The following is a 13,311-nucleotide window of genomic DNA, read 5'->3' on the forward strand; positions in this document are numbered from 1 at the left end:
ACCACACTCACCGTCGACGGACACCGGCTGGCATATCGCCAGTTCGGTTCCGGGGACCGTGTTGTGGTGCTGTCACACGCCTTCCTCACCTCGCATTATCTGGAGCATGCGTGGGCCAAGGAGTTGGCCGAGCGCGGCTTTCGGGTGATCTGCCTGGATCTTCTCGGCACCACCGCCGATGAGCACCCGCTAGAGCCTGACCGTTACAACTCGCAGGCTTTGGGGCGCCAGCTCATTGGCGCGCTGGACGCTCTCGGTATCGAACGCGCGGTGCTCGGCGGCACCTCCATCGGCGCGAACATCTCGGTGGAGGCGGCGGCGTGGGCACCCGAACGAGTGGCCGGTCTGCTGTTGGAGGGACCATTCCTGGAGCGGGGTATCGGTGCAGCCGGCTATCTGTGGTCTGCCGGGCTCACCCTCTTCACCCTTGGGCGGCCGCTGGTGTGGCTGGTCGGCGCGGTGGCCCGATCCTTCCCCGAGACCGAACAACCCACCCTTGGCTTGCTGCGCGAATTCCTGACGGCTCCCCCGTCGCGCTCCGCGGCATTCATGAAGGGCATGCTGGTGGGCCGGATGGCGCCGCCGCGTGCGGTGCGCCGCGCGGTGAATGCGCCCACGATGATTCTCGCGCTCACCGCGGACCCGCTGCATCCCGCGGCCGACGCGCACAACCTCGCCATCGATATCGTTGGTGCACAAGTGATTTCGGCCGGAACGTTGGCCACCTTGCGGTTCTGGCCGCGCCGGGTGACACCCGCGATCGTGAGTTTCCTGGTGGAGACGTTCGGCATCGACGTCACCGCTCGACAAGCCGATGCCTAGCCACCCCCCTACTGTTAGAGTGACGTTTCATTCACATAATCGACAAGGGAGTCTGGGGAATGGCACTGCGGCGTAAGAAGGCACTCAAGTTGCTTGTCGACGGTCAGCCGACCGCGACGCTCGTCACGACCAAGGTCGGCCCGAGCCTGTTCCAGCGGCTTTCGGTGCTCATCGCCAACCTGATCCGCATCGGATTCCGGGCGGGCGGTGCGGGCCTGGCCGCCACCGGCGTTGCGCATTTCGTCGCGCCCCAGCCGTTCGAGTCTCTCTCCAAGGTCGCCTTCCCGGAGGACACCCGCCGCTGGGTCTACCAGAACGGCTTCACCGAGCTCTTGCTCGGACTCGCGCTGGCGTTCCGGCGTACCCGCATCGTGGGCAGCCTTGGCGGCCTTGCCTACATCGGTTTCCTGGTGAGCCGCCTGGTCGCCAACGCCAACAAGAGCTGAGGCTCTAACCGACTCCGCGGAGCCAGGTGACCTCGGCGCCGTCGCCGCCGCTGCGGTACGGCTCTAGGGCGTCATCCCACGCGCTGCCCAGCATGGTGTCGAGTTCGGCGGTGATGCTGCCGGGATCGGCGTCCATCAGGCCGCGCAACCGCATCTCGCTGACCATGATGTCGCCGTTGGCACTCGTGCTGCCGCTCCACATGCCGAGCTGCGGGACGTGGCTGAAGCGCTGCCCGTCCACGCCATCGCTGGCATCCTCGGTGACCTCGAAACGAAGTACCGGCCAGGAGCACAGAGCGTTGGCCAGGCGGGCACCGGTACCGACCGGGCCAACCCAGTTGGTGACGGCACGCAGCTGCCCCGGCATAGCCGGTTGTGCCTGCCAGCGCAGCTTCACCGCGTCAGCGGTGCGGCCGGACGTGATCGCCGACAGAGTCGACGACAAAGCCCACTCGACGTGCGGGCACACTGCGGCCGGTGAGGCATGGACATACACCACGCCGGTTGTCGAGTCGGCGAACTGAGGCGACGCGTGCATTCGTAGTGCTCCTTTGTCTTCGACGAGGACGTCTTCCCCAACGGCTCGCGAAGCTTTTAGAGCGTGTTACTGAATTACACCTATGTGCCTTGTGACACCATTGTGCCTTCTGATGCGCGTGTTGCGCCAGTCCTAGGGGCCAATTTGAGGTAACGGCTTCCTGAGAGTTTGTGGTGAGCCCTTATCCGAACTCGGCCAGCACCGCGTCGGACAGCTGTGGCCACACCTGATTGGCCCAGCCGTCGAAGGATCTGTCCGTGAGCACGACGAGCGCCAGGTCGACGCTCGGGTCCACCCAGAGGAAGGTGCCCGCCTGCCCGAAGTGGCCATAGGTGGCCGGTGAGTTCTCGCTGCCGGTCCAGTGCGGGAGCTTGGTGCCCTTGATCTCGAAACCCAGCCCCCAGTCGTTGGGGCGTTGCACGCCATACCCGGGCAGCACTCCGTCCAGCCCCGGAAACACGACGTTTGTCGCACGATGGTGTGTCTCGGCCGTGACGAGACGCGGCCGCAACAGGTCACCGGCGAAGGCCGCGAGGTCCACGACCGTGGAGGCTCCCCCGTACCCGGCGGTGTCTGCCCCGCCAGGTAACACCGTGTCCCCCATACCCAGCGGCTCCAACACGGCCTCGCGCAGATACGTACCGAACTCGATGGTGGCCCCGGCGGCCACCGCATGCGCCACCACGGCGAATCCGTAGTTCGAATACACGCGACGCGTGCCCGGCTTGGCGATGATGGCGTCAGAGAGCAGCGACAGCCCCGAAGCATGTGCGAGCAAGTGCTCGACGGTCGAGCCGGGAGGCCCAGCCGGGGTGGCGAGATCGACGGCCCCCTCTTCGAGCGCCACCTGTGCGGCCCGCGCCACCAAGGGCTTGGTGACCGACGCGAGGGCGAATTGGTGCGTCACCGGGCCTATGTGGGCCCTAATCCCCTCCGGCCCCACCACGGCGGCGGAAACGGTGGGCACTGGCCAATCGGCGACGAGGTCGAGGGCACTCACACGGATGACGATAGTGTCTGGCGCATGGCTCAAACGGTGCGCGGTGTGATCGCTCGGTCGGTGAAGGCTCCGGTGGAATTGGTGGACATCGTGGTGCCCGATCCGGGCCCGGGTGAGGTTGTGGTCAAGGTGCAGGCGTGCGGGGTATGCCACACCGATCTGACCTACCGCGAGGGCGGCATCAACGACGAGTTCCCCTTCCTACTCGGCCATGAGGCCGCCGGAATCGTCGAAACCGTCGGCGCCGGAGTAACCACCGTGGAGCCCGGTGATTTCGTAATCCTGAACTGGCGCGCGGTGTGCGGGGTGTGCCGGGCCTGCAAGCGCGGCCGCCCGCAATACTGCTTCGACACCTTCAATGCCACCCAGAAGATGACCCTCACCGATGGCACCGAGCTGACCCCCGCCCTGGGCATCGGCGCGTTCATCGAAAAGACGCTGGTCCACGCCGGGCAATGCACCAAGGTCGACCCCTCTGCCGACCCGGCCGTGGTCGGGCTACTGGGGTGCGGGGTGATGGCCGGTTTGGGCGCGGCCGTCAACACCGGCAACGTGGGCCGCGATGACACCGTGGCGGTCATCGGCTGCGGCGGAGTCGGCGACGCCGCCATCGCCGGGGCCAAACTCGCCGGGGCCCGCACCATCATCGCCATCGACACCGACGACAAAAAGCTGGAGTGGGCCAAGGACTTCGGTGCCACGCACACCATCAACGCCCGCCAGGTCGACGATGTGATTACCGCGGTGCAGGACCTCACGGACGAGTTCGGCGCGGATGTCGTGATCGATGCGGTCGGGCGCCCGGAAACCTGGAAGCAGGCGTTCTACGCCCGCGATCTGGCCGGCACCGTGGTGCTCGTCGGAGTCCCCACCCCCGACATGAAGCTTGAGATGCCGCTGATCGACTTCTTCTCCCGCGGCGGATCGTTGAAGTCTTCCTGGTACGGCGACTGCCTGCCCGAACGCGACTTCCCCACCCTGGTCAGCCTCTATCAGCAGGGCCGGTTGCCGCTGGACCGCTTCGTCACCGAACGCATCGGCATCGACAACATCGAAGAAGCCTTCGACAAGATGCACCACGGACAGGTCCTGCGCTCCGTCGTCGTGCTGTAACCGCACTCAGTGCTGGGGATCTAGCATCCCGCGAGAGCTTTTGACCTTGTACAACTCGTAATCTGCCTGTTGGACAAGCAAATCCAAGTCGACTTTGCCGCCGGTTTGGGACTGCCAGGCGGCGCCGACGCTGACGCTCCAGGTGTCAATCCCCGCGCGCGGAGTGCTGACGCGGCGAATGGTGGTGTCGATGTTCTCGGCACGGCCGGGGAACGCCACCACCAAGAACTCGTCGCCACCGATGCGCGCGGCGATCTCGCCGACACGCGTGCTCGCCGTGAGCATGGCGGCCACTGCCTTCAACATCGCATCGCCGGCGCCGTGACCGCGGGTGTCATTGAGTTCTTTGAGCCCGTCCACATCCATCAAGACCACGACGACGTCGACGGCGTCGATGCGGCCGCGGTGCAGCAAGTCAATCGCGGTGGTCACGCCTCGACGGTTCAACAGACCCGTGAGCGGATCGCGGTTTGCCGAGACCGCCGCGGCCAGGATTGAGTCCCGGCCTCCTTCGAGGACCAGCTGGATGATGGTCGGCATCAACACCACCGCGGCGAGCGTGGGTGCTCCATAGGTGAACTGCGCCGACAACGGCGCACCGTCGACCACGACGTTCATTACCACCAGCGCGCCGAACAACGTCAGGGCGAACCCGCAGTGCATCACCAACGCGCGTCTACCCAGGAAAAAGGTGGGAAGAAGGCCGACCAGGCCCAGGTACACGACCGCGCAGATCCTGGCCGTCGGGTCGGAAAACGTGGCTGCCGCTATCGCCAGAGTCACGTCCGCCCACGCCACGAACGCGACCATGCCGCGCCGGTTCGGCCAGGGAAAGAAGATCCAGCACAGACCGACGATCACCGCCATCACGGCCGCGATGGCCTGGATCGTGCGAGGCCACACCCCCTGCGGCCCCAATGGGTTGAACTGGGTGGCTCCCGCCAGAACCACGATGGAAAAGCACAGGAGCCCGATGCCCACCTTGAGCTGCCTCAACTGCCCGGCGTCGCGAAGCGCATCGGTAACCAGAAGGTACTGAAACCCTGGCTCTAGCTGCTGCCGATTTTGCACACTCGATTATGGCCCTTGCAATCACCCTGAGCAGGTGGCTTTCCCACACAAGGCCGTACGCCGATAGTGGCGGGCATGACGACACGACACGGGCGCAGGGCGGCAATCATCGGTGCGGGACAGACCGGCGCCACGGCTGCACTGGGACTGCTGGACAAAGGTTTTGACGTCACCGTTTACAGCGATCGCGATCAGAGAAGTTTGCGGCAGGACGTGCCCGCGACCGGCACCGCGCTGATCTTCGGGGAAGCGCAGCGTGCCGAGGCGGGCCTGGGGCTGACCAACTACCTGGAACCGGGCCCCACCTCCACCGGGCTCAGTGTGCGCCTGGTCGACGGCAACGAGCCCGGCCGCCCCGAGGTCATCGCCTTCGACGCCGACTTCGACGGCGGTACCCAGGGCGTCGCCGTCGACACCCGGCTCAAGGCCGATGATCGCCTCACCCAGTTCCAGGAACGCGGTGGGCGTTTCGTCGTGGAACAGGTGGACCCAGAAAAGCTTGACTCGATCGCCGCCGCGCATGACCTGACCTTGGTGGCGACCGGCCGCGGCGGGCTGTCCTCGCTGTTCCCGGTGGATGCCTCCCGCACGGTGTACGACCGCCCACAACGGCGGCTGCTGATGCTGACGGTCGCGGGCCTGGGACACGGGCCCGATGTCTTCGCCCATCGGGGACCGGCCGGTGGGCGCCACAGCGCGTTCTCCTTCATTACCGATCAGGGCGAGGCGTGGTGGGGTCCGTACCTACACAAGGACGCGGGACCGTCCTGGTCGTTTCTGACCTGGGCCAAGCCCGGTAGCGACTGGGAACGGCGCTATGCCGCCGTCGACAGCGCCGCTGCCGCACTGGAAGCGGTCACCGATGTGCATCGCGAGTACATCGACTGGGATCTACCGGAAGTGTTGTCGCTCAACGTCATCGAGGAAGACCCACATTCGTGGATCACCGGCGCGGTCACCCAGCTGGTGCGGCACGGCGTGGGGCACACCACCAGCGGACATCCCGTGGCGGCCCTCGGTGACACCGCCGTGGCCTATGACCCGATCGCCGGACAGGGCGCCCAGGGCGGCCTGGTCCAGGCGGCAGCACTGGTCCACAAGGCCGCCGCGCATGACGGCCCCTTCGACACCGCCTGGCTCACTGCTGCTTTCGAGGAGTTCTACGACCGGCGGGCACGCGCCGCGCAGCTGGTCACCAGGCTCTACCTCGGCGATGACGAGCTGCACGACTACGGCGACCTGTTCTTCGCGGCGGGTCACGTCCACGAGGGATTCGCATCCAAACTGTTCAGCCTGCTCGACGATCCGAAGCCCTTCGAGAGGGTCACCTCGATCGAAGCCGCCAAGGAGCTCATCACCGAGTGGGCGGGGGAATCCGCCGACGCCATCCTGGAGCGGTTCTCCCCCGCCGGCCGGTTCGCCCGGTCCGGGCTGGTGCGCGCCGCTTAGCGCTGCGCCGGGCGGTACGCCGTGACGACCACCGAACCGCCGAGCCCGATGTTGTGCTGCAGGGCCACGCCGTCCTTGGTGGCTGCGCCGGCGACCTGACGCTTGCCGGCCTGCCCGCGCAGCTGCCAGTTCAGTTCCGCGCACTGGGCCAGGCCGGTGGCGCCCAGCGGGTGTCCCTTGGAGATCAGGCCGCCGGACGGGTTGACCACCCATTTACCGCCGAAGGTGGTGTCCTGGTTGTCGATCAGCTTGCCTGCCTCACCCTGCTCACAGAAGCCGAGCGCCTCGTACACCAGGATTTCGTTGGCCGAGAAGCAGTCATGCAGCTCTACTACGTCGATGTCCTCGGGGCCGATTTGCGCCTGCTCGTACACGGCGGCGATCGCCGCCTTGTTCATGTGCGCGCCGACGATGCCCGCCGCGGTGCCGTCGAAGGTGTCGGCCCGGTCGGTGACGGCGGCCTGCCCGACGATCTCGACGGCCTGGTCCGCGAGTCCGTGTTTGTCGACGAACTCCTCACTGGCCACGATGGCCGCTGCCGACCCATCGGAGGTCGGTGAGCACTGCAGCTTGGTCAGCGGCGCCACGATGCTCCGCGACGACAGGATGTCTTCCAGCGAGTACTCGTCCTGGAATTGGCTGTACGGGTTGTTCACCGAGTGCTTGTGGTTCTTGTAGCCAATCCACGCCAGCTGCTCGGCGGTCAGGCCGTACTCGCGCATGTACTCCTCGGCCGCGGCGGCGAACATCCATGCGGTCATGGGCATTTGCGGCGGGGTCAGTTCGCCGAGCCGGTTGATCTGTGGCATCAACGGCGACTCGCGGTCGGTGAACTTCATGCTCAGCGAGCCGCGCTCCATCTTCTCGAACCCGGCGGCCATGACGACGTCGGACTGGCCGCTGCGAATGGCGTTGGCCGCCATGAACAGTGCGGTCGATCCCGTCGAACAGTTGCTGTTGACGTTGTAGATCGGAATGCCGGTGTGGCCCAGCTCATAGAGGGCACGATGCCCGGAACACGAGTCACCATAGACGTTTCCGACGAAAGCCTGCTCAATCTGTTCGTATCGGACCCCGGCGTCGTCGAGCGCCTTGGTTCCGCTCTCCTTGACCATCGCCGGGTAATCCCAGCCCTCACGACTCCCCGGCTTCTCGAACTTCGTCATGCCGACGCCGACGACAAACGCCCTGTTCTGCTGCTTCATTGTCGCTCCTTATCGCGTCTGGTCACAAAGACCGAGAGATGAGTTCTTTCATGATTTCGCTTGTGCCGCCGTAGATCTTGTTGACGCGTGCGGCGGCGTACGCCCGGGCGATCGGGTACTCCATCATGTATCCGTATCCGCCGAAGAACTGGACACACCGATCGACCACCGCAACCCCCTTGTCGGTGGCCACCAGCTTGGCGATGGAGGCCGTCGCGGGGTCATTGGCGCCGTCGATGTAGTTCTGGATGCACCAGTCGACGGTTGTCTTGATCGACAGCACCTCGGCCTTCAGCTCGGCCAGCTGGAACCTGGTGTTCTGAAACTTGATGAGCGGCTGGCCGAATGCCTCACGCTCTTTGGTGTACTTGATCGACTCCAGCACCGCGGCCTCGGCCATTCCGGCGTTCCCCGACGCGATGATGAGGCGCTCGCGCGCCAGCTGTGTCATGAGCTGGATGAACCCCTGGCCATCCTCCTCACCGAGCCGGTTGGCCACCGGCACCCGCATATCGCTGAAGAACAGCTCGCGGGTGTCCTGCCCGTGTTGCCCCACCTTCTCGAGCACCCGGCCTCGCTCGAACCCGGGCAGGTCCTTGGTTTCGGCGACGATGAGCGATACCCCCTTCGCCCCCTGGGATGGATCGGTCTTGGCCACGATCACCAGCAGGTCACAGTGTGTGCCGTTGGATATGAATGTCTTCGAGCCGTTGATCACGTAGTGGTCGCCATCCCGGACCGCACTGGTGCGCACCCCTTGCAGATCGGATCCCGTCCCGGGCTCCGTCATGGCGATGGCCAGGACCAGGTCGCCGCTGATGATGCCCGGCATCCAGCGATCCTTCTGTTCGGTGTTGCCGTAGGTGTTGATGTAGTGCGCGACGATCGGCGAGTGCACGCCCCAGCCCGTCGCGGTGTCCTGGGCAAGCGCAAGTTCCTCGGCCACCACCGCGGAGAATCCGAAATCGCCTCCGGCGCCGCCATATTCCTCAGGAAGGTCCAGGCCGAGCAGACCGGCGTCGCCCAGCTTATTCCAGAATTCGCGGTCCACCTGGTGCTGCGCGCTCCAGCGTTCCTGGTTGGGCGTGGACTCCTTGCGCAGAAACTCGGCAGCGTGCTTGCGCAGGTCGCGGTGCGCATCGGTCTCCCAGGACGCGCGATAGGACGGGAATAGTGCGGACATCTTCATTGACCTCCTCGTCAAGACGATACAAGTGTATCGTTTCAGATTCGTTTGTAAAGGGGTGCGGTACGATGCGGCGTATGGCAAACCCGCGCGCGGCCGACGAGGACTTGACCGCGAAGGCGCGCATTCGCAACACCGCACTGGATTTGTACGCCCAGTACGGTGAAGAACGAATTTCATTGCGCGCGGTCGCATCCGAGGCCGGGGTGACACTCGGCCTGGTGCAACATCATTTCAAGACCAAGGCTGGTCTGCGCGAGGCCGTTGATCAGCTAGTCGTCGACTACCACGTCGAGGCACTGCGATCGGTCGAAGCAGAAACGGACCCGCGCAAGCTCGCCGCGGCCCGCGATGCCGCCGTCGTCGCGATGCTCAAGGCGAACCCCCCGATCGTCAACTACGTGCGCCGGGCCGTGCTCGAGCCTTCCGAAGAGCAACTGAGCATGCTGAATGCGTTGATTCAGCTGACGCGGGACGAGGTGGCCACCCTGCGCGAGGAGGGCATGGCCCCCACCGATCGTCCCGAGTCCACTCAGGTTGTGTCCGTGATGGTTCGGCAGATGGGCGCCCTGCTGCTACAACCACTGATCGACGCGGTGTGGGACCGGCTGGAGCACGGGGACACCCCGAAACCCACGCTATCCATCAAAGTGCTCGACTAACCGCCACCGCCAGCGGTTACGGTACTGACGTGACATCACGCAGCCCCGGCTATCGGCCCACCGATGACGAGTTACTCGACTTGGTGTTACCCGTTGTGGCCGAACAGGGTTGCGGGGCAGTCACTATGGACCAGATCGTGGCGTCCGGACAGGTGACCAAACAGACGCTCTACGCACACTTTGGCTCCAAGGACGGATTGCTCATCCGACTCGTCGGACGCGAGGCAACGCTGATGCGCGCCATCTTCGACGACGTATCGATGCCGGAGAACGTCGACCTGAATGACCCGGCGGCGTCGCTGAGCGATTCCCTGAAGCCATTCTTCATCCATGCCGCCACCCGCCCGCTGGGCATGCGGCTGCTGGCCGACTCCAGCGCGCCGCATGTCCCGGGATTTGATCAGCAGGTGCTCACCGATGCCGTGTCCCGGATCATGAGCATCCTCGACCTCTGGGAACCGGTGCATGACGAGGCCGAGACGCACCGGCGCCTGCTGCTGGCGACCATGAGCGCGCAAGCCATCAGATCGGGAGTTTTGACCGCCATCGCTCACCACATCGACCCCGAGGTTTCGGTACGCACCTGCGCGGCATACATCGTCGCCGGCATCAGCGCCGCCTATCCGGAGCCCACCTAACCCACATCCCTCTCGCGGCGCGCCACCGAATTTGGCTCTTGCCATACCCATTCATGCGGTCTACCGTCGAGCTTGACTCTATGTTCTAGCTTCGATGATGCAGCCAAAGGATGTTGACATGGATATAGATCTGCTTGCCGACGAGCATGTGCTCCCGGTCGATCGGGAGACAACAGCGACCGCCCTGCGGGTGACCGGTGAGATACCGAAATTCCTGAACGGCCGTTACGTACGTACCGGCCCCAATCCGCTTCCCGGGCAATACGACCCCGACAACTACTCGGTGTTCGGCCTGACCGGCGATGGCATGGTGCACGGAGTGCGGCTGCGCGATGGCCGCGCCGAGTGGTATCGCAGCCGGTGGGTGCGCACACCGAAGGTGTCCAGACTGCTCGGCGAGAAGCCGAAGCCGGCCAACTATCGCGCCGGTATAACCACCGTGTCCCCGCAGACGAATGTGTACGGCTTCGCCGGCAAGACGATCGTCAGCGCCGAGGGCGGTCTCGCGCCTTACGAGTTGAACGATGAATTGGAGACCGTCGGAACCTGCGATTTCGGCCGAACACTGGAGGGCGGATACACCGGACATCCCAAGCTGGATCCGGTGACCGGCGAGTTACACGCTGTGACCTACCAACTCGTCGGGCCCGCGGTGGCGCGCTATGTGGTCATCGATCCCCACGGCACGGTGCGCAAGAGCGTGCCGCTCGACGTGCCAGGCAGGCCATTACTGCACGACATCGCCCTGAGCGAGAACTACGTGATGATCTTCGACTGCCCGCTGGTGATCGACCTCAGCTTGCTGACCCGCCGTATCGCACCGCCACTCATCGGCCGCATAGCCGCCGTGCTGTTGACCCGGTTCGAGCCGCCCGCTTTGTTCGGTCCGGTGATGGCCCGGGCGACCCTGCCCAAGACGGCGGAGGTGCCGCTGCAGTGGAGGAGCGCGCATCCGAGCCGCATTGGAGTGATCCCGCGCCGGGGACCGGCAACGATTCGCTGGTTCGACATCGAACCGTGCTACGTGTTCCACACCCTCAACGCCCACGAGGAGAACGGCACCATCGTGGTCGACGCCTGCCGAATCACCGGCCCCGACCACGATGCGAAGTACGAGATCGCAAATGTGTTCGATTCCGGGAGGCCACGCCTGCATCGGTGGGAAATCGACCTTGTCACAGGGGTAGTGAAGGAGTCATGGACGGACGAACGCCTCCAGGAATTCCCGATGGTCGACCCGCGCCGGGTCAGCCTGCCGCACCGGTATGGATTCACCACGAGCGTCGGCGACACCGATATCGACACCCTGCAAAGCCTCGATGACGCCCGTGCCTCACTGATTCGCTATGACCTCACCAACGGCGGCACCACCGAACACAAGCTGGAGGCCGGTCACATACCGGGCGAGTTCCCCCCCGTGCCCCGCTCCGAGGACGCCGAGGAAGGCGACGGGGTGCTCATCGGATATGAATACGATCGCGGTACCCGGCTGAGCAATATGTTGATCCTCGACGCTCAGTCGATGGAAAAACTTGCCACCATTCATCTTCCAGCACGGATACCGTTTCAGTTCCACGGCAACTGGATCCCGGCCTAACCGCCCTTGGCCACGATCCGCACCCCGTCCCTGCCCGCCGCCAGCAGATCCTGCAGTACCTTCTCGACAACCTGCAGATCGGCATTGCTGTAGCGCCGCAGGAAGTCGCGCACGCCGCGCTCCATCTCCTCGTGCAGCCGGCTGTGCACATCGACGACAGTGCGCCCGTCGTCGGTCAGAATGAGCTCGATCTCCTTGCGGTTACCAGGAATCGGCGCACGTTGGACCAAGCCCGCGTCCACCAGGCGCTGCACATGCTTGGACACGGTGCCCTTGAGCTGACCCGAGCGCGCGGCCAGGCCCACCACACTGACCGGCCCGTCGGCGATCGCCGCCAACAGATGTAACGACAGCGTCGGCAGTGTCCTGATGAGGTGTTCCATCCGGCGCGGGAGCCGCTCGGCCAGGAAATCGCGCTCGGCATCCGAATCCTCGTCCGGGTCGAACTTGTCCCCCACCGCGCCCACCAGGCTGTTGATGCTGCCGATCAACGCCGACTTGGTTTTCATGGAAACCATATTGCCATCCGGCGGCTCCCGCCGTACATTGTTTGTATGGTTTCAGTGGAAACCATTTCCACAGAAACTTGAGGAGCACGCCATGAAGGCAGCAGTCGTGCACACGTGGGGACAGCAGCCCGCCTACACCGACTTCCCCGACCCCCAGGCGCCCGAAGGCGCCGAGATCGCCACCGTGGAGGCATCGGCCCTGACCAACCTGACCCGCGCCGTCATCTCCGGAAAGCACTACAGCAGCAAGGAAATCACCCTTCCGGCGATTGCCGGTGTCGACGGTGTCGCCCGGCTGGCCAGCGGCAAGCGGGTGTACACCGGGTCTATCGCGCCGCACGGCCTGATGGCCGAGCGCACCGTCGTGTACCCAGCCGGCGCCGTCGAGGTGCCCGAGCACGTCGATTCGGTGACCGCCGCCGCGATACCCAATCCCGGAATATCGGCCTGGTTGGCCCTGTCCTATGGCGCCTCGGTGCAGTCCGGCCAGCATGTGCTGGTGCTGGGAGCCACCGGAGTGACCGGCTCGGTGGCGGTGCAGCTGGCGAAATCGGTGTTCGGCGCCGCGCACGTGACGGTCGCCGGCCGCAGCGCCGAACGGCTGGCCTGGCTGCGCACCGTAGGGGCTGACGATGTCATCACGCTGGGCAGCGACGACCTCGCCGAGGCCATCACCGCGCGACACGCGGCGCGCCCGTTCGACGCGGTGCTGGACTACCTGTGGGGCTCCCCCGCCGAACAAACCCTCAACGCGCTGGCCGCCAGCCACCCGTCGGCACACTTCCACGCCACCCGCTTCGTTCAGATCGGCGCGATGACCGGAGAGACCGTCAGCGTCAGCGCCTCCACGCTGCGCAGCACCGGCATCATCCTTTCCGGTGTCGGGATCGGCAGTGTGCCGTCCGAGGCCTTGCTGCGCGCACGCTCCGAGGCCCTGCCGAAGCTGTTCTCCATGGTCGACAGCGGAGACCTACAGCTGCAGACGCTGGCCCGGCCGCTGGCCGATATCGAAACCGTCTGGGCGGCAAAGGAGCCGTCCGGGGTGCGCGTGGTGGTCACCCCCCAGTAACCTGCC

14 protein-coding genes are annotated in these 13,311 nt (G+C 65.3%); 8 read left to right on the plus strand and 6 right to left on the minus strand.

The features are described 5' to 3' along the window. Together B4400_RS06815 and B4400_RS06820 are read left to right on the plus strand one after the other, a co-directional pair. Positions 1 to 822: alpha/beta fold hydrolase (locus tag B4400_RS06815; protein WP_139361291.1), on the plus strand; the 822-nt coding region annotated here is incomplete at its 5' end. 59 nt (positions 823 to 881) lie between these two features. Beyond that, positions 882 to 1,268, plus strand: coding sequence for a DoxX-related protein (locus tag B4400_RS06820; RefSeq protein WP_078309034.1), 387 nt, complete (start codon positions 882 to 884; stop codon positions 1,266 to 1,268). Between the two features lie 4 nt (positions 1,269 to 1,272). On the opposite strand, the gene B4400_RS06825 is transcribed toward B4400_RS06820, so the two are convergent. Both B4400_RS06825 and B4400_RS06830 read right to left on the minus strand, forming a co-directional pair. Then, on the minus strand, positions 1,273 to 1,806 hold the full coding sequence (locus B4400_RS06825) for a DUF3145 domain-containing protein (protein WP_078309035.1): 534 nt from the start codon (positions 1,804 to 1,806) through the stop codon (positions 1,273 to 1,275). Positions 1,807 to 1,987: 181 nt separating this feature from the next. Further along, positions 1,988 to 2,806, minus strand: a complete 819-nt coding sequence (locus B4400_RS06830; RefSeq protein ID WP_078309036.1) for a serine hydrolase domain-containing protein — start codon at positions 2,804 to 2,806, stop codon at positions 1,988 to 1,990. Between the two features lie 24 nt (positions 2,807 to 2,830). Between B4400_RS06830 and B4400_RS06835 the strand changes: the two genes are divergently transcribed. Beyond that, positions 2,831 to 3,919 carry an S-(hydroxymethyl)mycothiol dehydrogenase gene (locus B4400_RS06835; protein ID WP_078309037.1) on the plus strand — a complete coding sequence of 363 codons (1,089 nt, stop codon included), beginning with the start codon at positions 2,831 to 2,833 and terminating at the stop codon, positions 3,917 to 3,919. A 6-nt stretch (positions 3,920 to 3,925) separates the two neighbouring features. Here the strand turns inward: B4400_RS06835 and B4400_RS06840 are convergent, their stop codons facing one another. After that, positions 3,926 to 4,990 carry a GGDEF domain-containing protein gene (locus B4400_RS06840; protein WP_078309038.1) on the minus strand — a complete coding sequence of 355 codons (1,065 nt, stop codon included), beginning with the start codon at positions 4,988 to 4,990 and terminating at the stop codon, positions 3,926 to 3,928. A 75-nt stretch (positions 4,991 to 5,065) separates the two neighbouring features. On the opposite strand from B4400_RS06840, the gene B4400_RS06845 reads away from it, so the two are divergent. Further along, complete coding sequence (locus B4400_RS06845) at positions 5,066 to 6,439, plus strand: styrene monooxygenase/indole monooxygenase family protein (protein WP_078309039.1); 1,374 nt, start codon at positions 5,066 to 5,068, stop codon at positions 6,437 to 6,439. On the opposite strand, the gene B4400_RS06850 is transcribed toward B4400_RS06845, so the two are convergent. Then, positions 6,436 to 7,644 carry a lipid-transfer protein gene (locus B4400_RS06850; protein ID WP_078309040.1) on the minus strand — a complete coding sequence of 403 codons (1,209 nt, stop codon included), beginning with the start codon at positions 7,642 to 7,644 and terminating at the stop codon, positions 6,436 to 6,438. The genes B4400_RS06845 and B4400_RS06850 overlap by 4 nt on opposite strands. 22 nt (positions 7,645 to 7,666) lie before the next feature. After that, positions 7,667 to 8,827, minus strand: a complete 1,161-nt coding sequence (locus B4400_RS06855; protein WP_078309373.1) for an acyl-CoA dehydrogenase family protein — start codon at positions 8,825 to 8,827, stop codon at positions 7,667 to 7,669. An 80-nt stretch (positions 8,828 to 8,907) separates the two neighbouring features. Between B4400_RS06855 and B4400_RS06860 the strand changes: the two genes are divergently transcribed. The 3 genes from B4400_RS06860 (at position 8,908) to B4400_RS06870 (ending at position 11,727) form a co-directional block, all read left to right on the plus strand. Beyond that, entirely contained in the window at positions 8,908 to 9,492 is a 585-nt protein-coding gene (locus B4400_RS06860; protein WP_078309041.1) for a TetR/AcrR family transcriptional regulator, read from the plus strand. Between the two features lie 29 nt (positions 9,493 to 9,521). Beyond that, positions 9,522 to 10,130 (plus strand): TetR/AcrR family transcriptional regulator, encoded by a 609-nt coding sequence (locus B4400_RS06865; RefSeq protein WP_078309042.1) that lies wholly within the window; start codon positions 9,522 to 9,524, stop codon positions 10,128 to 10,130. A gap of 118 nt (positions 10,131 to 10,248) precedes the next feature. Beyond that, positions 10,249 to 11,727: a carotenoid oxygenase family protein gene (locus B4400_RS06870; protein WP_170914939.1), complete on the plus strand. Its 1,479-nt coding sequence runs from the start codon at positions 10,249 to 10,251 to the stop codon at positions 11,725 to 11,727. Here B4400_RS06870 and B4400_RS06875 read toward each other — a convergent pair. Further along, the gene (locus tag B4400_RS06875; RefSeq protein WP_078309375.1) at positions 11,724 to 12,236 is read right to left on the minus strand and encodes a MarR family winged helix-turn-helix transcriptional regulator; all 513 of its coding nucleotides are present in this window, start codon (positions 12,234 to 12,236) and stop codon (positions 11,724 to 11,726) included. The genes B4400_RS06870 and B4400_RS06875 overlap by 4 nt on opposite strands. A 91-nt stretch (positions 12,237 to 12,327) precedes the next feature. Between B4400_RS06875 and B4400_RS06880 the strand changes: the two genes are divergently transcribed. Then, positions 12,328 to 13,305: a quinone oxidoreductase family protein gene (locus B4400_RS06880; RefSeq protein ID WP_078309044.1), complete on the plus strand. Its 978-nt coding sequence runs from the start codon at positions 12,328 to 12,330 to the stop codon at positions 13,303 to 13,305. Positions 13,306 to 13,311 lie beyond the last annotated feature (6 nt).

It is taken from the genome of Mycobacterium sp. D16Q13 (genome assembly GCF_002013375.1).
Classification (GTDB): domain Bacteria; phylum Actinomycetota; class Actinomycetes; order Mycobacteriales; family Mycobacteriaceae; genus Mycobacterium.